The sequence below is a fragment of the Sphingobacterium sp. SG20118 genome, from assembly GCF_044740685.1.
Lineage (GTDB): Bacteria > Bacteroidota > Bacteroidia > Sphingobacteriales > Sphingobacteriaceae > Sphingobacterium.
The window spans coordinates 446774-471415 of the sequence record NZ_CP172826.1; the positions used below are offsets into that span (position 1 = coordinate 446774).

Here is a 24642-nt window from a genome sequence, read left to right on the forward strand (position 1 = left end):
GTGGAAATATATGGAAAATCCACCAATGGGCTGTATTGAACAATTTCCTGGTAACCAAGCTAAAAAAGCAGCTGAAATTTTATTTGAAAAAATAAATAATGCAGATTTAGCACCGCAACAGATTGTTTTTAAATCACGATTGATTATGTAATCTGATGTTATATTAAAACAGAAAAGGCTTATCCTATGATAAGCCTTTTCTGTTTTAATATAGTGCTGGTTCGATTATAAATGAATAACTTCATCATAAGCATCCGCACAAGCTTCCATAATTGCTTCACTCATGGTTGGATGTGGATGAATTGCTTTAATCATTTCATGACCAGTTGTTTCAAGTTTTCTTGCAACTACAATTTCAGCAATCAGCTCGGTAACGTTCGCACCAATCATATGTGCTCCTAGGAATTCTCCATATTTTGCGTCAAAGATAACTTTCACAAAGCCGTCTTTTGCACCAGATGCAGAAGCTTTACCTGAAGCAGAGAAAGGGAATTTCCCTACTTTTACTTCGTAACCAGCTTCTTTTGCAGCTTTCTCCGTATATCCTACTGAAGCAACTTCAGGAGAGCAATACGTACAGCCAGGAATGTTGTTATAGTCAATAGCTTCTACATGAAGTCCTTTGATGGCTTCGATACATAAAATTCCTTCTGCTGATGCTACGTGGGCAAGGGCCTGTCCTTTTACGATATCACCAATAGCATATACGCCATCGATATTTGTTTTGTAAAAATCGTCAACAACAACACGACCGCGTTCAGTTTTTACTCCAACTTCTTCAAGACCAATGTTTTCAATGTTTGGCATGATACCTACAGCTGATAATACAACTTCAGCCTCGATAACTTCCATGCCTTTTGCCGATTTGATATTTACTTTACTTAAAGTACCTGATGTGTCAACAGATTGTACTTCAGATGAAGTTAAAATGTTAATACCTTGTTTCTTTAAGCTTTTTTCTAATTGTTTTGATATTTCCTCATCTTCAACTGGAACAATGCGATCCATGAATTCAACAACAGTCACTTTCGTGCCAATTGCATTGTAAAAATATGCGAATTCAATTCCGATAGCTCCTGAGCCAACGATCACAAGTGATTTTGGTTGTTTAGGGAGAACTAATGCCTGTCTATATCCAATGATTTTTTTACCATCTTGAGGCAGATTAGGTAATTCACGAGAACGTGCACCTGTTGCTAATATCGTATGTTTTGCGGTATATTCTTTAGAAGAGCCATCTGCTGCTTTTACATCAATTTTACCACCTTTTTTAATTTTAGCAGTACCCATGATGATGTCGATTTTATTCTTCTTCATTAAGAATTGAATACCTTTGCTCATTCCATCAGCTACGCCACGACTTCTTTTAACGATAGCATCAAAATCAGGCTCACCGCCTTGTACATTGATACCATATTCAGCAGCATGATTTAAATATTCAAAAACTTGTGCACTTTTTAAAAGAGCTTTGGTTGGGATACATCCCCAATTTAAACAAATACCTCCTAAAGATTCGCGCTCGATGATAGCAGTTTTGAAACCTAATTGTGAGGCTCTAATGGCAGCAACATATCCACCAGGACCACTACCAATTACAATGATGTCGTAATTCATAAAATAATTATTGTGTAGTTGAATGCTCAATTTATTCTTTACATCTAGCGTTTCAGAATAACCAAGCTTCTTCAAAAGTAAGCATTTTTTCTGAATGTTATAAAATTGATCGACATTATATTGGCAGATTTTAATAAACGGGAGTCAGTTGATTTCTAATTATGTCAAAAGAAGGTCAAAGCATAAATTATAAAATATTCATCTCGTAAAATAATTCTATTTTTGGGATTACACATTTTTTAAATCACGTTTTTATGCTCCGAATTTTTAGACAAATAGCACTTTGGGAAGCTGTTTCAACCATTTGTTTGTTTTTCATTGCTATGCCGATGAAGTATTTTTTTGATACTCCTGAGGCGGTAAAGATAGCAGGTTCAATTCATGGTTTTTTTGTGGTTGTATTTGTAATCATGCTGATTATGTGTACAATTGAATATAAATGGAATTGGAAGCGTCCATTGGCATATATGTTTGCCTCGCTCATTCCCATTGTAGGATTTTGGGTGGAGTTAGATTTGAAAAAAGTAATCAATGGTCAAAAGAAATAGAAAATAAAAAAGGATGATTTAGAGATCATCCTTTTTTATTTTATCATTACTTGCATAAGCGTAGGTAATTTCAGTCTTACCATGTGCTGTTGGTAATCCTTCTTTATTGAGGTTGACAAAAACGAGTTTATCGATGGATAGAATTGTTTTTCTTGTAATTTTATTACGGACTTCGCAGCGCATCGTTATGGAAGTTGTTCCAAATTTAATAGCTTCGATGCCTAATTCTATAATGTCACCTTTTTTTGCAGAACTCACGAAATTAATTTCAGAGATGTATTTAGTCACGACATGTGAGTTGGCTAATTGAACGATAGCATAAATTACAGCTTCCTCGTCAATCCATCTTAGGAGTGTTCCTCCAAATAGTGAGCCATTTGGGTTTAAATCCTCTGGTTTCACCCATTTTCGCGTATAGAAATTCATATGTTTTCTTGGCTTAGGTAGTTAGATGAAAGAAAAAGGGGAAAATTTTACTTTTCCCCTTTAGTATTTTTAAGCATGAATTGCTCTATTAGAAGTTGCTGCTAAAGCAGCTTCTTTAATCGCTTCAGTATAGGTCGGGTGTGCATGACAAATACGACCGATATCTTCTGCCGAAGCACGGTATTCCATAGCTACTACCGCTTCCGCAATCATATCTGCAGCTCGTGGTCCAATCATATGTACACCAATAACTTCATCTGTTTCAGCATCTGCTAATATCTTAACAAATCCGTCTGTGTCCATCGACGCTTTGGCACGACCAGAAGCTTTGAAAGAGAATGAACCAGTCTTATATTTTACACCAGCTTCTTTTAATTGCTCTTCTGTTTTACCAACTGAAGCAACCTCTGGCCAAGTGTAAACAACTCCTGGAATTAAGTTGTAATCGATATGTGGTTTTTGACCCACGATGCTTTCTGCTACAAAAACACCTTCATCCTCTGCCTTATGAGCAAGCATAGGACCTGTAATCACATCTCCAATTGCATAAACACCAGGTACGATTGTTTCTAAATGATCATTTACGCTGATTTTCTTACCTCTTTCCTCAACGGTAATACCGATATTCTCAAGACCTAAATTCTCCGTATAAGCGGTACGGCCCACTGCTACGATACAGTAATCACCTTCTAAAGAGACAGTTTCTCCTTTTGGGTTTTCAGCTGTTACTGTAACCGTTTTACCTTTAGAGGTTGCACCTGTTACTTTGTGGCCCATATAGAACTCCATGCCAAGTGATTTTTTCAAAACGCGTTGTAGCTCTTTACCTAAACCACCGTCCATCGTGCCGATGATTGATTTCGCAAATTCTACAACCGAAACTTTAGCACCTAAACGAGCGTAAACAGAACCTAATTCAAGTCCAATAACACCACCGCCAATAACGATTAAGTGTTTAGGGATTTCAGTTAAGTTTAATGCTTCTGTCGAAGTAATGATTCTTTTTTTATCTACAGGTAGGAAGGGTAGATAAGTCGGTTTTGAACCTGTTGCGATAATTACGTTTTTACCCGTAATCTGCTCCGAAGTACCATCTTCTTTTGTGATTTTGATGGTGTTCTTGTCAATAAATGAACCAATACCTTGGAAACTTTCAACTTTGTTCTTTTTGAAGAGGTAAGTGATACCTGCAGTATTTTGGTTAATTACATCGTCTTTACGAGCAATCATTTTTTTGATATCAACTTTTAAGTCACTTACGCTGATACCATGTGCTTCGAATGAGTGTGCAGCATTGTGGTAATGCTCTGATGAATCTAATAATGCTTTTGAAGGGATACAGCCTACATTTAAACAAGTTCCCCCAAAAGAGTTATATTTCTCAATTATAGCAGTTTTTAACCCTAACTGTGCACAACGGATTGCTGCTACATATCCGCCTGGCCCACTTCCAATTACTATTACGTCGTATTGCATCGATTACGTTTTAAATGTTTTAGCAAATTTAGTTATAATTAACATTATAGGAAATCTATTTTGTTAAAATGCTGTATAAATTTGATAAGATATAGTCTATTACTCAATAAAAAAGGCATCCCTTTTGAAGGAATGCCTTTCAGAATTATTTCTTAAAGATTATTCGGCAACAATTTTACCTTGCATTACTCCGTAGTGACCAGGGAAGCTACAGATGAAATCGTAAGTTCCTTTTTCTAGTGTAAAGGTAATTTTATCAGTTTCACCTGGACCTAGTAATTTTGTATGTGCTACTACAGAAGAAAGTGCCGATTTTGGAAGATATTCATCCGCTTGTGCAGCAGCTGCTTCTCCACCAAAAGTAGCTAGGTCAGTTCCTGGTTTTAAGATTACCACGTTATGTCCCATAGATTCTTTTGGCATCGTACCTGCATTCTTAAATGTTAATTCAACGCTTTCTCCAGCTTTTACGCGGAAAAGGTTTTTATCATATTTCATTGCATCATTACCTTCTAATGCTAACGTGTTAGAAAGCTCAACGTTCTCAATTCCAGGAATTGTTTCTGTTTCCGCCTCAACAACTTCTGGAGTTGATTGTTCAGTAGTTGAACTGTTTTCTTTTGTTGTATTGCCTCCGCAAGAAGCAAAAGTTATTGCCAATGCAATAGCTGGTAAAACAAATAATTTTTTCATTATGTTATTGTATTTGTGTTTTTCCCTAAAAATAAGCAAAATATTGCTTTTAATTGTTTCTTTTTCGTAATAATTTCTAAATATACGACAAGGTTGGTGAGTTGCAAAAGTTTTGCAATTGTTTATCGACACAAAGTCTGTTTTTTTTACGTGATTAGATTATTGAAAATAAATTTAACGCAATCAGATAATCGCTTATGCTTATAATTAATGCTGTTTTTTTTTCTACAATAGTAAATGTCTGCTCATTATTTAATATCTTTAAAACAATTACTATTTAATTAATCTAATCAGATGGATCCAAATTTTTCTTTTGCTTTAATGATTATAGGCTGTGTAGTAGCCTTGTTTCTTTTGCTTTATTTATTACCCGTCAATCTTTGGTTCACGGCTCAACTGTCTAATGTTAAAATTAGCTTATTGAATTTGGTATTGATGAGATTGCGTAAAGTGCCACCCTCTTTGGTGACAAATGCGATGATAATTTCGACAAAGGCAGGCTTAAATATTACATCCAACGAAATTGAGACCCATTATTTAGCAGGTGGGAATGTGAATAGAGTGATTAAAGCTTTAATCTCAGCAGATAAGGCGAATATTCCCCTAAGTTTTAAATTAGCTACAGCTATTGATTTGGCTGGGCGTGATGTTTTTGACGCAGTTCAATTATCGGTTAATCCACAAGTTATCAATACTCCTCCAGTAGCTGCTGTTGCAAAGGATGGTATTCAATTAATAGCGAAAGCACGTGTTACTGTCCGAGCTAATATTAATCAATTAGTCGGAGGTGCAGGTGAAGAAACTATTTTAGCTCGTGTTGGTGAAGGTATCGTGACAACGATTGGATCTTCGGAAAGCCATAAGCAGGTTTTAGAAAATCCAGACCGCATATCAAAGACAGTCCTTGCTAAAGGATTGGATAGTGGTACAGCTTTCGAAATTTTATCTATCGATATTGCAGATATTGATATTGGTGAAAACGTAGGTGCAAAATTGCAAACAGATCAAGCTGAGGCCGATTTAAAAGTTGCTAATGCAAGAGCGGAAGAGCGCAGAGCTATGGCTGTAGCCAATGAGCAGGAAATGCGTGCCAAGGCGCAAGAAGCAAGAGCAAAAGTGATTGAGGCTGAATCTCAATTACCGTTAGCAATGGCAGAAGCTTTTAAAAATGGAAATTTAGGTATTATGGATTATTATAAGATGCAGAATATCCAAGCAGATACTGATATGCGAAGTTCTATTTCTAAGCCTGGTCATGACACTAGGGGACCTCAAAAAGATTAAATACTGTTGTAACAGTATTTTTATACAATTTAACAACCGATTGCATCGTAACTGCAATCGGTTGTTTTTTTTTAAGTGTTTCTAACGGTTCGATATTCATATTCCTATCATTATATTTAATGTTATAATTAATTGTTATGAACATGAAATCAATAAAAAAGTTATTATTCCTATTTTTCTTTTTAAATCTGACGTTCGCTTTCGCTCAGTCTTTGACATCTGAAAAGGAGAGTTTTGTGCCTATCGGTGGCAATACTTGGGAGTATCCGCAAAGCGATGATAAAGAATCGATTGTGAAGACCGGGAAGATCGAGCATTGGAATGATGCAGGACGTACGGTCAAAACATTTGTTCGCTTTGGCAAAACAGGCAGTGTGCATGTTTCAGTTCAAGTTATTAAGGCTAATGATGGTGGAGAATTTACCTTTACATTGGCGGGTAAAAGTGTCGATGTTAGCATATCGCCGAACCAAAAAGGTCAGATAAATATTGCTGATTTTACAATTGCAGACACGGGATACTATGCAATTGAATTAAAAGCAAAAACTGTAGCTTCATTGTATCCTACCATTGATGGTTATGTTTTGACGGGAGCTGCTTCAGAACAAATGAATTTTGTTAGAAATAATGAGGATAATTTCTTTTACTGGGGTAGAAGAGGACCATCAACTCATATGGGCTATGAGCAACCTAAAGATAAGAATATTGAATATTTTTATAATGAAGTTACCGTTCCGAAAGGAAATGACGTAGAGGGTTCTTATTTTATGTCTAATGGCTTTAATGTCGGTTACTTCGGTATGCAGGTAAATAGCAGTACCGAACGCCGCATTTTATTTTCTGTCTGGAGTCCTTTTACGACAGATGATCCAAATGAGATCCCTGATGATCACAAGATTATTTTAAAAACTAAAGGTCAAGCAGTTCATACCGGAGAATTCGGAAATGAAGGTTTCTGGTGGTCAAAGTTATTTAAAGTTTAATTGGGTCGCTGGAAATACCTATAAATTTTTATTGCGTGGTAGACCTATAGCAAATAATTATACGGCTTACACTGCTTGGTTTTATGCTCCAGAGGTAGGTGAATGGCAGATTATTGCGGAATTTGAACGTCCTCAAACGAATCAATATCTATCCAGATTTCATTCTTTTTTAGAGAATTTCAATCCAGAGCAAGGTATTTATCAAAGAGAGGTACAGTTTTCAAATCAATGGGTAGCTGACGATAAGGGAAATTGGTACGAATGTACTGCAGGTAGATTTACGGTTGATAACACAGGACATAAAGGCTATCGTATGGATTATGCAGGAGGGGTTAATGATAACAGATTTTACCTCAGGAATTTTGGTTTTTTTAACGATTATGTTCCTGCAGGAAGTACGTTTACTAGAAAACCTAATGGAGTAAAGCCAAAAATTAATTTAAAGATGCTTCCGAAAAAATAGAACTTTGTTAAATCTGATTATAGCTGTAAATGATTCATTTGCAGCTATTTTTTTTAGTCTAGTTGTTTAAAAAACAAAACCCTGATGATGGGCACCAGGGTTTGTTACTAACCAATTATAAACCTAAATTATGAAAAGACATTTTAAATAAATCGCCATCTTGTGGTGATTTGTTACTGCAAAATTAATGATAAACATTTGATTTAATGTTGTGTGAATGTCATTTCGATTAATTCTTCATGACACTCATCATTACTTTTTAGTAATAGATAACCTTAATTATCTTCTACAAAGATACATGAAAATAGCAGTTGCATCCAAATATTTTAACATAAAGTTGTCGTCACAATATGTGTTGTGACATTAATATGATTTTTTGTCTAAATGGAATAAAAAGATGTCTATTTGAAGGATTAATATTCATAAAAATATATCGTATTTCGAATTTATTAATACTTATTTTTGAAAAAAAAGAGTTATGATTTTTGATAATCTAAAAAAAGTGAAAGCTTTTGTATTGGATGTAGACGGTGTATTAACTGATGGTCGAGTACTTGTAAATGAAGATGGGCATCAGATGCGATCTTTCAATATTAAGGATGGATATGTATTGCAGTTGGCTGTTAAGCGGGGTTATCCGGTCATCATTATTACAGGAGGTAATTCGAAAGGTGTAGTAAAGAGGCTAGAAGGACTAGGAATCAAAGAAGTTCATTCTGGGATTTCTAATAAAATGGAGAAGCTAAAAGAAATATTGGAACGCTATAATTTAGAATTTGAAGATATTCTCTATATGGGGGATGATATGCCTGATTTACCATGTATGCAATTTGCGGGTTTGGCTACCTGTCCTTCTGATGCTATCGAGGAGGTTAAAAAAGTTTGTCACTATATATCGCCTGTAGCAGGTGGCTTTGGTGCTGTTCGCGATGTGATGGAAAAAGTCTTGAAAATACAGGGAAGATGGGAACTGGATCATGAAATTAAAAGCATTTAGATGATGGTGAATTTAATTGAGAAACATATCATATTGGGATCTCAGTCTCCAAGACGAAGTCAATTATTAAGTGAGTTGGGATTGAAATTCGAAGTTATTGTTCGTGAGACCGACGAAGTGGTTGATGCGCTATTGAAACCAATAGACGTGGTCCGATCAATTGCGGAAAAGAAGGCTGCAGCTTTTTTAAACGATTTTGAACATGCATTGATCATTACTGCAGATACGATTGTCGTAACTTTGGGGCAGGATATCTTGGGAAAGCCTAAAAATAAAGAGGAGGCATTTAAGGTTCTTAAGATGCTTTCAGGAACTGTTCATGAAGTGATAACTGCGGTTTGTATTCTGAATAATCAGACATTAACGACTTTTTCAGAATCTACTGAAGTTGAATTTTATCCTTTGAGTGATGAGGAAATAAATTTTTATATCGATGAATTTCAACCTATGGATAAAGCGGGTTCGTATGGTATACAGGAATGGATTGGTCGTATTGGCATTAAAAGTATAAAAGGAGAATATACGAATGTCGTAGGCTTACCAACAGCTCGTCTTTATCAGGAATTGAAGAAAATAGCTGCACATAAAAAAGGGGAACTATAAGTATAGTCCCCCTTTCTATTGCTAATTGATATGAAATCTTACTCCTGTATAGAACATTCTACCAGTTAGTGGACCCCATAATAGTGAGGTGTCAAAATAAGAACCGAATGGATCATCAGCACCTATAATTGGGTTTTGTTGAAAATGGTTCGTTAAATTTTCTCCTCCCACATATATTGTGAAATTTTTATGTTTTCCAAAATCTTTACTGACTTGCGCATTCATTGTTACATAAGCGTTTGATTTTGTTGGTACTTGATATGCTATTGGATTTTCAATGGTAGATGGAATTCTCTTATCACCAACGATGTTGAGTGTATAATCAAAGCTCCAACCTGAAGGAAGTGAATATGCTAGGTTTGTAAATCCTCTATGTTTAGCCAATAGCGGCTTGCTGTTTCGTCCACTTTCAAAATCTGTTTGTACGTCTAATAAGCGATACGCTAGTCTCGTCTCTAAACGTGGCAATGGGTTGAATCGTAATTCTGCTTGTAGGCTATTGGAGTATGATTTTCCGTCGAGGTTATAGAATGAGATTTCTCTTGGGTTTTCATAATCTACAACGACTTGGTTTTCAAAATTGTTTCTAAACAATTCTACTGATGCAGTTGCTTCTCTATTAAATAACCTAAAAGTTTGGTCTATTGTAAATCCTGTATTCCAGGAGACCTCAGGCTGTAGACCGTAGGCATTTTTAAAGTTGTCTTCATTTTTGATGATTAATGTACGGCTACTTGCTAATGCGGACATGTTTTCAGCAATGATATTCGCCGTTCTTTGGCCTCTTCCTGCGCTTAAACGCATTGTATTGCCAGTAAATGGTGCATAACGTAAGTTTAGGCGAGGCGTAGTAAACCATCCATATAATGAATTGTAATCTTGTCTAAGGCCTACTACGGCATCAAATTTTTCATTTGGGCTAAATGTATACTCTAAGAAAGCCCCCGAAACAGTTTCTTTTCTTTTGAAGTTTTGAACATCTAAGTATAATTCGTCATAGTTATCGTAATTCACGGAAGCCCCAACGCGGTATTTATGAGCTACAGTTCCAAGAACATCTTGGAAAATCAAATTTGCATAACCGTTCTGTTGCTCTCCATTATAATTCTTCAAGCCAAAGTAGCTTTTTTGATTATAATTGGAACCTGCTAACTGTAAGCCTATACTACGGTGTCTATTTTCAGGAAAGACATAGCCAATTTTCGCAAACCCCTCAATTCTTTCGATGTCAAAACCCAAGCCATATTTGTTTGTTGTGCCTTTATCAGTTTTTTTATTAAAATCTGTTTGACCACCTGTACGGTCATCATTTAAGTATTTGACACCAAATTGTGCTATAAAGCCTTTGCCGTTTTCATAATTCCATCGATTGATTCCTGAAAATAGATTACCAACTGGAATGTCACGAAATCCATTGTCACTAAAATTCATGCTTTTGTTGAACATGAAATTATCGTGTAACAGGAATGACGTTGACCAATTGTCATTGATTTTTTGTGCTAAGTTCAAATTTACATCAGTCCTCCCCATGTTATTTGCATAAGCATTGAAGAATAAACGATCAGAATTTTGAGGTTTTTTTAATTCAATATTAATTTGACCGGCCATGTTCTCATATCCGTTAGCGACAGAACCAATACCTTTTGCTATTTGAATAGACTCAATCCAAGTTCCAGAAATGGAATTAAGGCCAAGCGGTGCTGCTAGACCACGAGGTCCCGGTAAGTTCTCAACGGTTAATTGCGTATAAATACCACTGAGTCCAAGCATTTGAATCTGTTTTGAACCTGTCACTGCATCATTGCTGACCACGTCTACGGATGCATTTGTTTCGAAGCTCTCACTTAAATCACAACATGCCGCTTTAAACAATTCCTTAGCAGTTATGACTTCTACACGAGCTGGATTCATTCGGTTTATGAAATTGGACTTTCTACTACCTGTAATGACTACTTCTGCTAATACATTACTTTTGGCATTGATCATAAGAACTTCGTGTAAGTCTTTGACCGTGATGGTATCCGATTGCATACCCGCAAAACTAACTACAAGTTGTTTGAAGTTACCGTAATGCTGCAATTTGAAAACACCGTTTTCATTGGTTCTTGTATTTTTGTTTTTATCTTCTAACCAATGGATGTTAACACCAATAATAGGATTTAAATCTCCTTTCTCATTTTCTTCAACAACGACACCTGTAACGATATGGTTATGATCTTGGTGATTCTCTTCCTTTACTTTTTCTGCCGTTATTTGACCATTTTCCATTCTTGGATATAGGCAACATTCATGCAGTGCTTCATATGCTTGATCATCAGCAGGTATATGGTCAACATCATGTCCAGCTGCCGCAATACTTTTTCTTATAGCATCTGAATTAGCGGATTGGTTATTGTATTTTACAATTAATTTTTTTGTGTCGACATCCCAAACTGCTGCGGAAACACCCGTAATATTTGCAGCAGTCTCTATACGCTTTTTACACATTGGGCAGTTTCCTGCAACCTGCATAGTCACTGTACTATCGGCCGATGGTACGGTATGCATTGCACTGCTCGTTGCATTACCAACATTCGCAGTCGGAAGTGCATTTGAACTTTCTAATCGTGGATACAAACAACATTCATGCAATTCTGCATATGCTTTATCATCTCCACGAAGATTTTCAACATCGTGGCCTACATGAGCAATACTTTTTTTAATATCTTCTAATGTAGACTTTTTGTTATTGTAGGTTAAGTTTAATTTCTGGGTATCCTCATTCCAAGTTGCAGCAGAAACACCCGGAAGTTTGGCTGCCTTTTCGATACGTTTTTTACACATACCACAATTACCTGCTACGTGTAATGTAGTTGTGCTATCTTGCTTAGCGAAATTAAATTCTGCTTTTAATGAATTTGATAGAAAAAGAAATAAAGGTATAAGTGCGTATTGAATAATTTGCTTCATGATTTTTTAAATTTTTAAAATAGTAATACACTTCAATATGTATAGTTGAAGTTTGATTTCCGTGTCTCATAGAGACCAATAAAAATTTATTTTAATCAGATTCTGAAATTACAATTGACTAAATAAGGGGGGATATCCGATTCACTTATGGGCTTACTACAAGGTAAGACACTTTTAGGATTGGTAATATTTTCAAAATAAAATTGATTGATAATAATCCAATTCAAAACAAGTATAGCCGGACTGAAAGTCGGATAAATCTTTGTACTGTCGGAGGAAAAGTGATTGTCATCTACATTTTTCAAATCAACAGAAACGTTTTTACATTTGTTATCTTCAGTGGAAGTTGTCTTGTGGCAGGTATCATTCTTTTTGCACAATGAACATTCTGAATGCGATGTCTTGTCATTACTCAGAGAGATAGACTGTGTTTCACCATGGCAAAAATGAAAATATACAGTTGCGCTAGTCGCCGTAAGGGAATAGTGTAAGATTAAAAATAATACAATCAACTGTTTCATTGTGACAAATCTAACAAAGAACTTGCTATCTGGTGCATACTTGGTGTCATAATATTGCTACATTAATATATTTTGAATGCGAAAATGATTCCAATAATTGTTGTTTGCGACAATATGGATTGAAAGATCAATGGGAGATGAGGCATGAGTATATTAAGTCATTATATGCTTTGTTACTCGATCAGTATTTATGGTGAAGTCAATATGCTATATAAAATATATAGGGTTGAAAAATAAAAAATCCCTGCTTTGCAAGGATTTTTTTATTATGCTTTGATGGATTCAATAAAGTGGGGAATTTCGTCCAAATAATTGTCCTTAGTCAATAGTTTAACGAATGCAGTTCCAATAATTGCGCCGGTAGCATAAGATACTGCCTGCTCGAAAGATTCTTTACTGGAGATGCCAAAACCAATTGCGATTGGACTTTTAAGATTCAGATCTTTTATGCGTTGAAAGTAAGCTGCTGTTTTATCGCCTACATTCAATTCAGTACCTGTAGTTGCATTGGACGAAAGCAGGTATATAAAACTGTTAGATAAATTATCAATTTTTCTAATGCGATCTTCCGATGTTTGCGGAGTGACAATAAATATATTTGCAACATCATTTTGCTCAAAAATATCCTTATACAGTTCTTCATACTCATACATAGGTAGGTCGGGTACAATAATTCCATCAACTCCTACACTTTTACAAGCTTTGCAAAAACGTTCTACCCCATATTGTAACAAAGGGTTTACATAGCCCATCAAGTACACAGGAATGCTGACATGTTTACGGAGGTCTTTTAATTGTTCAAAAAGAATTTCAACTGTCATGCCATTCTTTAGCGAAATCTCGGAACTATGTTGTATGGTTGGACCATCAGCAACGGGATCAGAATATGGAAATCCGATCTCTAAAAAATCAGCTCCAGACTCTTCAAGTTTTTTAGCAATAGCTACTGTACTATCAAGAGTAGGATAGCCGGCTGTATAATATATGGATAGGAGACCTTGATCTCCTTTTTTTTCTATTTTTCTCATTGTTTAAAAACCAAAGTATTTCATATAATTGTCCAAATCCTTATCCCCACGACCAGATAGGCAGATAACGATTGTTTCTTCCGGTTTCCATTTTTTCTTTTCTAAATAAGCGAGTGCATGGGCGCTTTCAATCGCAGGGATAATACCTTCAAGTCTCGTTAATAATAGACCCGCTTCCATTGCTTCTTTATCCGTCGCACTAACATAATTACCGCGACCTGATTTAAATAACCAGGCATGCTGAGGACCAATACCCGGGTAATCCAAACCTGCAGATATCGAGTATGGTTCTACTACTTGTCCATCTGGAGTTTGCATAAGCAGTGATCGGCTTCCGTGTAATACACCTTCTTTTCCCAAAGCGGTGGTTGCTGCAGATTCTCCGGAGGATACTCCATGTCCAGCCGCTTCAACAGCTATAAGTTGGACCGATTCTTCATCTAAAAAATGATAAAACATACCAGCAGCATTCGACCCACCTCCCACACATGCAATGGCATAATCAGGGGTTGATTTCCCAGTTTTTTCCAAGAGCTGTTTTTTTGTCTCTTCAGAAATGATAGATTGAAAACGAGCTACCATATCTGGATAGGGATGAGGGCCTACCACCGAACCAATAATATAGTGTGTATCCACGGGGTTATTTATCCAATCTCTTAATGCCTCATTTGTTGCGTCTTTCAAAGTTTTACTACCTGATTCAGCAGCAATTACTTCAGCACCCATCATCTTCATCCGAGCGACATTAGGTGCCTGTCTTGCAATATCTACTGCCCCCATATAGACGACGCATTGTAAGCCTTTTAAAGCGCAAACAGTGGCAGTAGCGACACCATGTTGTCCTGCGCCTGTCTCTGCAATTATTCTCTTTTTTCCTAACCTTTCGGCTAATAAGATTTGCCCAATGGTATTGTTTATCTTATGTGCACCTGTATGATTGAGGTCCTCTCTTTTCAAGTAAACGTTGGTACCGTATTTTTCAGAAAGCCGACTGGCAAAATATAATGGTGATGGTCGACCAACATAATCTCTTAAAAGTTGATTAAATTCTTCTTGGAAACTCGCCTCTTGGATGATATCTAAATATTTTAGACGAAGTTCTTCAACATTCGGATATAACATTTCAGGTATGTAAGCTCCCCCAAATTGACCGTAATATCCTTTTTCATTAACTTGGTATTTGCTCATTTCTAATATTTTTCAAAGTCTGTTCTAATAATTCTACATTTTTTATTCCTGATTTAAATTCAAATTTTGAATTTAAATCGAGTCCGTACAAACGATGGTCAGGAAACTGGATTGCTGAAGCAATATTCTCGGAGCTCAAACCGCCGCTTAAAAAGTAAGGTTTATCCAAAGGATAATGAGCGAGTAGGTCCCATTCAAACTGTTCTCCAGAACCGCCATGGTTTTTACTTTTAGTATCAAATAGAAAATAATCAACAACATCCTCGTACGGTTTTAACGATTTCCAGTCGAAATTTTCGTCTATACCAAAGGCTTTGATTACCATGAAATCTTGAGACTTTAGTATTTGACAAAGCTCAGGACTTTCTTGCCCATGTAATTGTATTCCCATTAGGCCAAAATTATTGGCTTGTTGTATGATTTCTTGTTCATTGGCATTTACAAAAACGCCTATTTTTTTTATCCCTTGGATTGATTTTATAAAATGGGCATCCAAGGCACTGACATATCGTTTTGATTTCTCGTAGAAAATCAAACCCATATAGTCGATTGGTAATTTAATTAGATCTAACATATTGTCTAGATCTTTCATACCACAAACTTTTATTTTTAAGCTCATGTTATTTGTTTATAATTTTATTGAAACTATTGAATGCGCTACCACTTTTTAATGATTCCTCGGCTTCATAAAAGCAGTCTCCAAAAGTCCTTTCTGGATTAAATGTTTTAATAGCAAATGCAGCATTTGTGAGTACGACATTGTTTTGAACCTCGTTTCCCTCATTGCTGATAATTTTTAAGAATGTTTCGGCAGCCTCACGAATTGTTTCTCCACTAGCTAAAGAAGCAGGTGATACAGGTTCAAAACCAAGTTCGGGTATGTTGTAATAATGTTCTCCACTATTCGTAATGACTTTAAAATCTCCCGTTAGCGATATTTCATCATAGCCATCAAGCGCATGTATTATTGAATATTGTTTAGCAGACTCTTGGTATAGATAACCGTATAATCGTGCTAATTCTAAACTAAATACACCCACTGATTGAAATTTTGGATTTGCCGGATTGGTTAACGGCCCTAGCATGTTGAAAAAGGTTTTGACACCTAACGCTTTTCGAATTGGAGCTACAATTTTCATCGCAGGATGAAATAGTGGAGCGTGTAAAAAGCAGATGTTAGCCTGATCCAGTTGTCTTGTCAATTCATCCTTATCGTTTGTAAATTGATAGCCCAGATATTCCATTACATTGGAAGATCCGCATCCTGAAGAGACACCGATATTTCCATGTTTCGCAACGTGGTAACCAGCACCTGCAACTACGAATGAAGCCAATGTGGAAATATTAAAGGTGTTTTTACCGTCGCCACCAGTACCACATAGGTCAATGAGGTCATACCCATCGAAATCGACCTTAAGGCAAAGGTCATACATAGCATCTCGAAACCCGCCGAGTTCTTCAACACGGATACTGCGCATGCCATAAGCGGTCATAAATGCTGCTATTTGATGGCTTTCATATTTTCCTTCTGTTATATTAATGAGGATATCGTAAGCCTCTTTACGACTGAAAGATTTGTATTCAAATAAATGTGCTAATATTTTTTTCATTCTGCTATTAAAATAAAAAAAGGCTCGCCTAAAAAAGGCAAGCCTACTATTTTGATGTATAGATAAATCTAAGCAATAGTTTTTTGCCACAACAGTTTTAACTGCTATGCCACCACCACGACTTATTTAATACGTTTATATTCATTTCTTTATTGTACTAAACAAATATGGTTGATTATTTTAAAAAAAGCAAGGGATTTGGTGAATAAATTTAATATGTTACAAAATGGGCTAAATTATTTCCTTTGGATACCAATGTAAAAGATGCTATTTTCTCATTGTCTAAGTAAAGTGCAACAATAAGTCTATCTTTTACTTTCAGAAAATAGATGTTATTTGGATTTTTGCCTTCTAAGTCAATATCTCGTGTTTCTTTTTTCTGAAGATCAAAATAGTTGAAATACTGTATTTGACTTTTATCTTTCATTTGTATGTTGAGTCGTATTTCATCAAGGCTTGCTTTAAGGTAATCAAATAATTCATCGGTCAATTCATTGGATATTACAATATACTGACTCAGTATGACATCAGTAGCAACAGTTGTATCGTTCAAATCATCCGTAAACTTTTTGATATAAGTTACCTGTTCCTCAGCATATTTATTTTCCTGTGCGAACATGATATTTGGAATCAATAATAAAGTTATAATTCCTATTTTTCTTAAAAATGTCGACATCATAGTAAGCGGCTTAAGTTAAATTGAAAAAGTTAAAATGAATAAAAAATGCCTTACAATTTATAGCAAGGCATTTTTTATTAATACTCGTCTTCGTTAAAGAAGAAATCATCCTTTGTTGGATAATCTGGCCAGATTTCTTCAATATTCTCATAGGGCTCACCGTCGTCTTCTAAATCTTGTAAATTTTCGATTACTTCAACAGGCGCACCAGAACGAATACCGTAGTCGATTAATTCATCTTTTGTTGCCGGCCAAGGGGCATCTTCTAAATGTGAAGCTAACTCTAATGTCCAATACATAATAAAAACAGATTAAGTTTTCAATTTTCGCAAAAATATAATTTAATTTGTCTTTAGCAAGTTATTTAGCATTTATTTTTGACGCAATGTATTAAACGTCTGGTATTCAGCGCGAAAAAAAATCACTGTCAATAGCCAGCTTTCTACATTTTTTCGAAATCGTCACCTTTTTCATGTAAGGCAGATAACCTTGGTGATACCGATTTGATATCCGTGTTTGGATAATCAGCCTCAATAAGTCCATCTCTCATACGTACGATTCGATGAGCATGAAGTGCTATATCTTCTTCGTGCGTGACGAGTATTATCGTATTACCCTTCGAGTGTATTTCTTCTAAAAGCCCCATGATTTCAATGGAGGTCTTCGTGTCTAGATTTCCGGTTGGCTCATCGGCAAGTATGATCGATGGATTGTTAATCAGTGCCCGCGCAACAGCTACTCGTTGTCTTTGCCCTCCAGAAAGTTCATTGGGGCGATGATCCACACGATTACCTAAGCCAACACTGTTAAGCGCCTGTGTTGCTTTTTCCTCACGGATATTTTGTTTAATCCCTGCATAAATTAAGGGTAATGCAACATTTTCTAAAGCGGTACTTTTCGGTAAGAGATTAAATGTTTGAAAAACAAAACCAATTTCTTTGTTTCGAACTTCGGCTAACTCATCGTCAGACATGTCACTTACATTTATTCCATTTAGGATATACGCACCTTTGTTGGGCGTGTCCAAACACCCTAAAATATTCATTAGCGTAGATTTTCCAGATCCAGATGGCCCCATTAAAGCAACAAATTCACCTTTATTTATATTCAAGGAAACAGATTTTAAGGCATGTATAGTTTCAGTCCCTATTGTATATTGTCGGGCAATTTCTTGAATTTCAATTAATGTTGAGGAGGCCATAGTGTACTTGTTTAAATATGATTTGAAATTACGATTTATTCTGTGATTTCCAATGTGAAAGCATCTTATTATAGACGTGATTTTCTAATTCAGTGGCATTTTGTTCGTTGTATTCTTCGGTGTTTATTGGTGCAAGTACTTGAATATTTACACGACCAGGATGTGATCCCGTTTTGCTTCCATCGTCCCAGAGAATTTCCCATGCGTTCTCGATGACGATGGGTATTATTGGAATATTGTTTTCGATTGCCATACGAAATGCTCCGGATTTAAATGCGTGTAAATCTGGAGGATAATGGTCTGCGATCTTACCTTCTGGAAAAATTGCTATAGATTTACCTTCTTTTAACATTTCATTGGCTTTTTTAAAAGATCTGAAAGAGGACATTCTACTTTTACGATCAACAGGGATATCGATTGTTTTAAAAAATATACGCGTTACTGGATTTTTCAGTAATTCAACTTTACCAATAAATGTAATCGCTTTGGGAGAGACATAGTTTATTGCTGTAATATCTAAAACAGAGGTATGATTGGCACATAAAATATAGGGTTTTGACCAGTCGATTTCTTTTTCAAATTTAACGGAATAAAAAATTCCGGAGCAATAGGAGCCGATTAAACTCATCCACCTCCTGAGGAATGCTATTTTGCTATAGTTTTTGGAAACATTTCTAGCATAAAACCATATCAGAGGAAATAGTATGCAGAAAACAATAAAGACATTGGCAAAGTAAAAACAGCGATGTACGCTCTTCAAGAATTTAATCATCTATGTTTCTATTGGTGGGATATCTTATCAAAGTTTTATTATCATGGAAAAGGGGTTCAATATTTGAACCCCTTTTTTTATTAATTATACGGATCTTTATTTATTTAATTCAGCATAATATTTGTGAAATAAAGGAATAGTAGAAATACCTTTAAGGTAGTTCTCAACACCATATTTTTCATTTGGAGAATGTAGGTTGTCACTATTTAAGCCAAATCCAAGTAAAACGGTCTTCAATCCAAGAACTTCTTCAAATAAAGCGACAATAGGAATAGAACCTCCACCTCGAGTTGGAATAGGTTTTATGCCAAAGGTTTCTGTTAATGCTTTTTCTGCAGCTTTGTATGCGATACTGTCTGTAGGAGTGACCACGGGTTCGCCACCATGATGCGGTTTAACTTCAACTTTAACGCAATCTGGAGCAATAGCTTCAAAATGTTTTTTAAACAAATCAGTGATGCGCTGTGAGTTCTGGTTGGGAACCAGTCGCATCGAAATCTTTGCATATGCTTTAGAAGGAAGTACCGTTTTAGCACCCTCACCGATATACCCACCCCAGATGCCATTCACTTCTAATGTTGGTCTAGTGCCCGTGCGCTCGATTGTTGAATATCCTTCTTCACCCCATACTTCTTGGATACCTAAATCTTCTTGATAAGCTTCAATTTCAAATGGAGCTTTATTGAGTTCATCTCGCTCTTCTTGTGTCAATTCTACTACGTCATCATAAAAGCCAGGAATCGCAATATGATTATGCTCATCGTGTAAGGAAGCAATTAATTTAGCAAGGATAGTCGCAGGATTTGCAACAGCTCCACCGTATACGCCCGAGTGCAAATCTCTATTAGGACCAGTAACTTCAACTTCTACATACGATAGGCCTCTTAATCCTGTTTCCAATGAAGGAGTCTCTAAGCTAATCATCGATGTGTCAGAGATAACAATTACATCGGCTTTTAATTTTTCTTTATTTTCTTTAACAAAGTTTCCTAAGTTAATTGAACCGACTTCTTCTTCTCCTTCGATCATGAATTTAATATTGCACGGTAGCGCATTATTTTTCATCATATATTCGAATGCTTTTACATGCATATAGAACTGCCCTTTATCATCTGCAGAACCGCGAGCATAAATCTTTCCATCACGAATAGTAGGTTCGAATGGCGGCGTATCCCACAATTCATATGGATCCGCAGGTTGTACATCATAATGGCCGTAAGTCAATACCGTAGGTAATGCAGGATCAATGATCTTTTCTCCATAAACTATAGGATAACCAGCGGTTTGACAGATTTCAACATTATCAGCGCCAGCTTCTTTTAATTTTTCTGCAACAAATGCTGCAGTTTTCTCAACATCTCCTTTGAATTTCGGATCAGCACTTACTGAAGGAAGGCGTAATAAGTCAAACAACTCATCTAAAAATCGTTGTTTGTTTGCCTCAACATATTCTTGTATAGTTTGCATAGTATGAATGTATTTATAACAAAAATAGGTAAAACATTGTAATTTCACTTTGATAATTATGCTTTTACAACCATAATTAGAGTAATAAAAAAAAATATAACAATTTTTGTAACATTTCCATGGAAACGCTATCTAATAGGAATAACTATACAATATATTTGTGCAGTTTTATTAACCAACCTGATAATTATAGTTTTTAAATGAAAAGAAAAACAGTTTTCCATTTGTTATTGCTTTTACCGATGCTTGTGAGCTTCTGCTTTGCTCAAAGTAAAATACAAGGTAAAATTAGCGATGCCAAAGATCAGCAGAAGTTGTCAAATGCAACGATCATGCTTTTGAGTGCCAAAGATTCTATTCTTCTAGATTTTACCAGATCTGATGAAAATGGAAATTTTTCGTTAAATACACCACTTGAGAGTGAAGGGGTGCTTATTGTGAGTTATCCTAAATACGGCGATTATTATACCTCAATATTACCTAATCAAGATTATTCAGCCTTAAAGGTTGGTCTGACGAGTACTACGCAGCTTTTACAAGAGGTTATCGTAACAGGTCGTATTCCGGTTACTATAAAAGGTGATACGACAGAGTATGATGCTGGTAGCTACAAAGTGGAGAAAAATGCCAAAGTCGAGGACTTGTTAAAAGTATTGCCGGGTATTACAGTCGATGCGGCGGGTAATATCACTGCACAAGGAAAGACGGTTAAAAAGGTTTTGGTGGATGGCGAGGAGTTCTTTGGTGATGATCCAAAATTAGTTACCCGTAATATCCGTTCGGATATGGTAGACAAAGTTCAGGTTTATGAAAAACAATCTGAGCAAGCAGAACGAACAGGTGTCGATGATGGAAATAAAGAACAAACGATCAATGTGAAGCTAAAAGAAGGTTCTAAAAATGGGGTGTTTGGGAAAGCTGTTGCTGGTGCCGGAACTGATGATTATTACAATGGTCAATTAATGCTGAATAAATTTAAAGGCTCACAAAAGATATCTGCTTACGGATTATTTGGTAATAATGGTGGTACGTCTTTGTCTTGGGAAGATGCTCAGAAATATGGGTCGGATTCAGGAGTTAGCTATAACGAAGATGGTATGTATTACAATTCAGGAGGTGACGATTTCTCAGGGTCTAATGCTATAGGAGTACCTAAAGTAATGAATACCGGTGTCAGCTTTTTTGATAAGTGGAAGACCGATAAACATAAACTGAATTTAAGTTACAAATACGGGAAAATTGAAAGTGACGGTAATGAGACAACAAATAAACAAAATAATTTAGAAAACGATATTCAATTTACGGATAAAGTAAGAAATGCTAAATCAGATTTAACGAAGCAAAGGATGAATTTGAAGTATGACTTGAAGTTTGATTCGTTGACTACTTTAACCATTCAAGGTAATGCCTCAAAAAGTAAAAATTGGAATGATGATCGATCGTTGTCAAAAATGACAAATAAAGATGGTTTTTTATTAAACTCTGATTCGACGAATAATAGTAGAAATTCGGATGCGCAATCTTTTGGTCTTAACGCTTTCCTAACTAAGAAATTCAAAAAAGCCGGACGTTCAGTCTCCTTAAATATGAATATCAATAGAGATGAAAATGATGGTGATGGCTATTTACTTTCTAAAATTACGTATTATAAAGATAATGTATTTTCAAGGGATACAATTACCGATCAGTATAAATTAAACAATGGTAATAATACAAGTAAAGGTGCTACATTGACTTATACCGAACCTTTAACGAAAAAACTGAATCTTTCTTTAAATTATGGTTTGAATAAGAATGATAATAATTCAACACAATTCTCTTATAATAAGAATGAATCGGGTAAGTATGATGTATTGGATGATCGTTTCAGTAATGATTATAGTTATGATCGATTTTCTAATAATTATAAAGTGGCATTAAGTTATAAAGACGAAAAACTTAGAGTCAATTTCACGAATAGTCTAAACGATGATCAGTTAAAACAATCAAATAACCGATCGAAAGATAAAGTTGAACGTTCCTTTTTAACTTACAATCCTAATTTGAATATTGGCTACAATATTACAAAAGCAAAGGGAATTTATGTTAGTTATTCAGGAAGAAATCAATTACCATCTTTGAATCAGATTCAGCCTATCCTCGATAATACCGATCAATTAAACTTGGTGATAGGTAATGAGAATTTGAAACCTTCTTTTAGTAATAGTTTTAATGTGAATTATAACTCGTTTAAAATTCTTTCCGGCTCTTATACCTATTTAGGAGCGAACTACAGTAATCAAAATGATGCTTTTGTTCAGAACATTACAACTGATGAAGAAAGTGGTAAGAGTGTTTATCGTTGGGAAAATTTAACGGATAAAACGAATCAATCCATCAATATCTATGGAGGATTCCATTTTAAGTTGAATAAAGATTTGGGAATCGAAAATTCTCCTAGAATAGCAGTTAATGGATCAAAAAATTATAATATGATTAACGGAGCTTTAAATAAAGTTGATGTGTTAAATTATAATTTTACATATGCGATCTCTAGAAATATGAAAAAAGGTTTCGATTTCGATATCAACTTGACTCCTGGGTTCAAAACAATGAGTTCTTCTTTACAGCCTGATGTAAATAGTAATGGTTTTACTTTCGGTTTCATATGGAGGCATGAGCTATTTTTTTCCTAAGAAATTTAAAGTGTATGTCAACTATGATTATACTTACGAGGCATCAACTAAGGCTTTTGCAACCAAATTTGATCAATTACTTATTCACCCTGGAGTGAGTAAGAAATTCTTGAAAAATGAATCTTTAGAATTGGACTTTACGGTAAATGACGTCTTGAATCAAAATAAAGGATTTACACGTAGTCAAAATAACTCCGTTTTCACACAACGTCGTTATGACACGATTCAACGTTATTACATGTTGAAATTGAGTTGGGATTTCACTAAAATGTTTATGAATTAAAATTTATTTATGAAAATATTAAAATTTTTAGCGGTTTTATTACTACTGTTTGTAGTAGGGGAGAGTAAAGCACAATATACCTTGTTTTCAAAATCAGGGACAATTACATATGATAAGACGATGTATATTAAAAATATCATCGCTAAGCAATTCGTAGCAAAAGCTGATGAGAATTCTCGCCATTGGTTTCAAGAGATGGTTTCAACAGCCCCTCAAAGTGTCACAATTCAAAAAACCTTGAAGTTTAATGGAAGTGAAACACTTTTCGAACCCGTGAAGAAAGAGCTGGATCCAGCATCCTCTCGTTTCATTATGCAATTAGCATTAGATTTTGACGGTGTCACATCTTCTAATCTTGAACAAAATAGCTATAGGCGATTCAATGATATCTTTGGAGAAAAGATTGTTATTGCAGATACATTGAAGACAATAAAATGGAAAATAACAGATGAATATCGTGAAATAGCAGGCTATAATTGCCGAAGGGCAAATGGAGTTACCTCTGATTCAATATATGTAATCGGATTTTATGCCAATGAATTACCTGTATATGGTGGCCCTGAATCAATAAATGGCCTACCAGGAATGATTTTAGGACTTGTAGTACCTAATCAACACGTCTCCTACTTTGCTTCTAAGGTGGAACTTTCTAGTGCTCCAGTGATGGATAAGAAGGTATTTGAAGCCAAAAAGGTTAAAGTATTATCAAGAGCTGAAGTCGATAAGCAATTTACACAGACTCTTTCTTCAGGAATGATGACAAAAGAGATGGTTAAATATATTATGCAATTACTTTTAATGTAGTGAAATTTAGATTGCCATTTGAATACATTAAGGCCCATAAACTTTTAAGTTCATGGGCCTTAATGATTACTATATAAGGTTAAACGTAAAAGGCGCTTTAAAAGCGCCTTTTACGTTTAACAAGATAAATAAAAACTATTTACCATCATTTTTTTTAGACGTAACGTCGTTACGAATTTCTTGTGCTAATGTTTTAATGTCCTGTAATCCTTTGCGTACACGAGTACCGGCAGCAGAGTTACCATTGTTGAAAAATTTGTCTGCATCTGCTTCGATTGATGCTACTAACTCTTTTAATTTTACGTAGTTTTCCATTTTAATAATTATAATTTTAGTTTTATGGTCTTGTTTATTACTCTAATTAACACAATAAATATA

26 protein-coding genes are annotated in these 24642 nt (G+C 35.4%); 10 read left to right on the forward strand and 16 right to left on the reverse strand.

Going from position 1 to position 24642, the window contains the following annotated elements; translation table 11 throughout:
* The first annotated feature begins 10 nt into the window (after positions 1-10).
* Positions 11-151 carry a hypothetical protein gene (locus tag ACFX5U_RS02165; RefSeq protein ID WP_400262383.1) on the forward strand — a complete coding sequence of 47 codons (141 nt, stop codon included), beginning with the start codon at positions 11-13 and terminating at the stop codon, positions 149-151.
* A 74-nt stretch (positions 152-225) separates the two neighbouring features.
* Here the strand turns inward: ACFX5U_RS02165 and lpdA (ACFX5U_RS02170) are convergent, their stop codons facing one another.
* The gene (lpdA, locus tag ACFX5U_RS02170) at positions 226-1614 is read right to left on the reverse strand and encodes a dihydrolipoyl dehydrogenase (protein ID WP_400263562.1); all 1389 of its coding nucleotides are present in this window, start codon (positions 1612-1614) and stop codon (positions 226-228) included.
* Between the two features lie 254 nt (positions 1615-1868).
* On the opposite strand from lpdA (ACFX5U_RS02170), the gene ACFX5U_RS02175 reads away from it, so the two are divergent.
* Positions 1869-2162: a DUF3817 domain-containing protein gene (locus tag ACFX5U_RS02175; RefSeq protein WP_038695894.1), complete on the forward strand. Its 294-nt coding sequence runs from the start codon at positions 1869-1871 to the stop codon at positions 2160-2162.
* Between the two features lie 18 nt (positions 2163-2180).
* Here ACFX5U_RS02175 and ACFX5U_RS02180 read toward each other — a convergent pair whose 3' ends face one another.
* From ACFX5U_RS02180 to ACFX5U_RS02190, 3 genes are all read right to left on the reverse strand, one after another.
* On the reverse strand, positions 2181-2588 hold the full coding sequence (locus ACFX5U_RS02180; RefSeq protein WP_038695896.1) for an acyl-CoA thioesterase: 408 nt from the start codon (positions 2586-2588) through the stop codon (positions 2181-2183).
* A 69-nt stretch (positions 2589-2657) separates the two neighbouring features.
* Positions 2658-4064 (reverse strand): dihydrolipoyl dehydrogenase, encoded by a 1407-nt coding sequence (gene lpdA / locus ACFX5U_RS02185; RefSeq protein WP_280570785.1) that lies wholly within the window; start codon positions 4062-4064, stop codon positions 2658-2660.
* A gap of 159 nt (positions 4065-4223) precedes the next feature.
* Entirely contained in the window at positions 4224-4757 is a 534-nt protein-coding gene (locus tag ACFX5U_RS02190) for an azurin (RefSeq protein WP_280570783.1), read from the reverse strand.
* A 294-nt stretch (positions 4758-5051) separates the two neighbouring features.
* On the opposite strand from ACFX5U_RS02190, the gene floA reads away from it, so the two are divergent.
* From floA to ACFX5U_RS02215, 5 genes are all read left to right on the forward strand, one after another.
* Positions 5052-6041: a flotillin-like protein FloA gene (gene floA / locus ACFX5U_RS02195; protein WP_038695902.1), complete on the forward strand. Its 990-nt coding sequence runs from the start codon at positions 5052-5054 to the stop codon at positions 6039-6041.
* 143 nt (positions 6042-6184) lie between these two features.
* The gene (locus ACFX5U_RS02200; RefSeq protein ID WP_400262384.1) at positions 6185-7024 is read left to right on the forward strand and encodes a DUF3472 domain-containing protein; all 840 of its coding nucleotides are present in this window, start codon (positions 6185-6187) and stop codon (positions 7022-7024) included.
* Positions 6987-7487, forward strand: coding sequence for a DUF3472 domain-containing protein (locus ACFX5U_RS02205; RefSeq protein ID WP_400262385.1), 501 nt, complete (start codon positions 6987-6989; stop codon positions 7485-7487). Before ACFX5U_RS02200 ends, ACFX5U_RS02205 begins: the two co-directional genes overlap by 38 nt.
* Before the next feature lie 478 nt (positions 7488-7965).
* Positions 7966-8484 (forward strand): KdsC family phosphatase, encoded by a 519-nt coding sequence (locus ACFX5U_RS02210; protein WP_400262386.1) that lies wholly within the window; start codon positions 7966-7968, stop codon positions 8482-8484.
* A complete protein-coding gene (locus ACFX5U_RS02215) occupies positions 8485-9087 on the forward strand; it encodes a Maf family nucleotide pyrophosphatase (RefSeq protein ID WP_400262387.1) in 603 nt (200 codons plus the stop codon).
* Positions 9088-9108: 21 nt separating this feature from the next.
* Here the strand turns inward: ACFX5U_RS02215 and ACFX5U_RS02220 are convergent, their stop codons facing one another.
* The 11 genes from ACFX5U_RS02220 to ACFX5U_RS02270 form a co-directional block, all read right to left on the reverse strand.
* Positions 9109-12036, reverse strand: coding sequence for a TonB-dependent receptor domain-containing protein (locus ACFX5U_RS02220; RefSeq protein ID WP_400262388.1), 2928 nt, complete (start codon positions 12034-12036; stop codon positions 9109-9111).
* Positions 12037-12131: 95 nt separating this feature from the next.
* Positions 12132-12557 (reverse strand): HYC_CC_PP family protein, encoded by a 426-nt coding sequence (locus ACFX5U_RS02225; RefSeq protein ID WP_038695910.1) that lies wholly within the window; start codon positions 12555-12557, stop codon positions 12132-12134.
* A 266-nt stretch (positions 12558-12823) separates the two neighbouring features.
* Positions 12824-13585 carry a tryptophan synthase subunit alpha gene (gene trpA / locus ACFX5U_RS02230; RefSeq protein WP_400262389.1) on the reverse strand — a complete coding sequence of 254 codons (762 nt, stop codon included), beginning with the start codon at positions 13583-13585 and terminating at the stop codon, positions 12824-12826.
* Positions 13586-13588: 3 nt separating this feature from the next.
* Positions 13589-14773 (reverse strand): tryptophan synthase subunit beta, encoded by a 1185-nt coding sequence (gene trpB / locus ACFX5U_RS02235; protein ID WP_038695914.1) that lies wholly within the window; start codon positions 14771-14773, stop codon positions 13589-13591.
* Positions 14754-15392: a phosphoribosylanthranilate isomerase gene (locus tag ACFX5U_RS02240; RefSeq protein ID WP_038695916.1), complete on the reverse strand. Its 639-nt coding sequence runs from the start codon at positions 15390-15392 to the stop codon at positions 14754-14756. Before ACFX5U_RS02240 ends, trpB begins: the two co-directional genes overlap by 20 nt.
* Before the next feature lies 1 nt (position 15393).
* The gene (trpD, locus tag ACFX5U_RS02245) at positions 15394-16383 is read right to left on the reverse strand and encodes an anthranilate phosphoribosyltransferase (protein WP_038695918.1); all 990 of its coding nucleotides are present in this window, start codon (positions 16381-16383) and stop codon (positions 15394-15396) included.
* A gap of 211 nt (positions 16384-16594) precedes the next feature.
* Entirely contained in the window at positions 16595-17062 is a 468-nt protein-coding gene (locus ACFX5U_RS02250) for a hypothetical protein (RefSeq protein WP_400262390.1), read from the reverse strand.
* 77 nt (positions 17063-17139) lie between these two features.
* Positions 17140-17361 carry a DUF2795 domain-containing protein gene (locus tag ACFX5U_RS02255; RefSeq protein ID WP_021188822.1) on the reverse strand — a complete coding sequence of 74 codons (222 nt, stop codon included), beginning with the start codon at positions 17359-17361 and terminating at the stop codon, positions 17140-17142.
* 143 nt (positions 17362-17504) lie between these two features.
* On the reverse strand, positions 17505-18263 hold the full coding sequence (locus tag ACFX5U_RS02260; protein WP_038695923.1) for an ABC transporter ATP-binding protein: 759 nt from the start codon (positions 18261-18263) through the stop codon (positions 17505-17507).
* 28 nt (positions 18264-18291) lie between these two features.
* The gene (locus ACFX5U_RS02265; protein ID WP_235212343.1) at positions 18292-18891 is read right to left on the reverse strand and encodes a 1-acyl-sn-glycerol-3-phosphate acyltransferase; all 600 of its coding nucleotides are present in this window, start codon (positions 18889-18891) and stop codon (positions 18292-18294) included.
* 240 nt (positions 18892-19131) lie between these two features.
* A complete protein-coding gene (locus tag ACFX5U_RS02270; RefSeq protein ID WP_400262391.1) occupies positions 19132-20502 on the reverse strand; it encodes a dipeptidase in 1371 nt (456 codons plus the stop codon).
* A gap of 200 nt (positions 20503-20702) precedes the next feature.
* On the opposite strand from ACFX5U_RS02270, the gene ACFX5U_RS02275 reads away from it, so the two are divergent.
* The 3 genes from ACFX5U_RS02275 to ACFX5U_RS02285 are packed head-to-tail and all read left to right on the forward strand — an operon-like array spanning position 20703 to position 24264.
* Positions 20703-23177: an outer membrane beta-barrel protein gene (locus tag ACFX5U_RS02275; RefSeq protein ID WP_400262392.1), complete on the forward strand. Its 2475-nt coding sequence runs from the start codon at positions 20703-20705 to the stop codon at positions 23175-23177.
* Positions 23158-23460, forward strand: a complete 303-nt coding sequence (locus ACFX5U_RS02280; RefSeq protein WP_400262393.1) for an outer membrane beta-barrel protein — start codon at positions 23158-23160, stop codon at positions 23458-23460. Before ACFX5U_RS02275 ends, ACFX5U_RS02280 begins: the two co-directional genes overlap by 20 nt.
* A 9-nt stretch (positions 23461-23469) precedes the next feature.
* The gene (locus ACFX5U_RS02285) at positions 23470-24264 is read left to right on the forward strand and encodes a GLPGLI family protein (RefSeq protein ID WP_038695929.1); all 795 of its coding nucleotides are present in this window, start codon (positions 23470-23472) and stop codon (positions 24262-24264) included.
* A gap of 135 nt (positions 24265-24399) precedes the next feature.
* Here the strand turns inward: ACFX5U_RS02285 and ACFX5U_RS02290 are convergent, their stop codons facing one another.
* Positions 24400-24579 (reverse strand): hypothetical protein, encoded by a 180-nt coding sequence (locus tag ACFX5U_RS02290; protein ID WP_038695931.1) that lies wholly within the window; start codon positions 24577-24579, stop codon positions 24400-24402.
* Between the last annotated feature and the right edge of the window lie 63 nt (positions 24580-24642).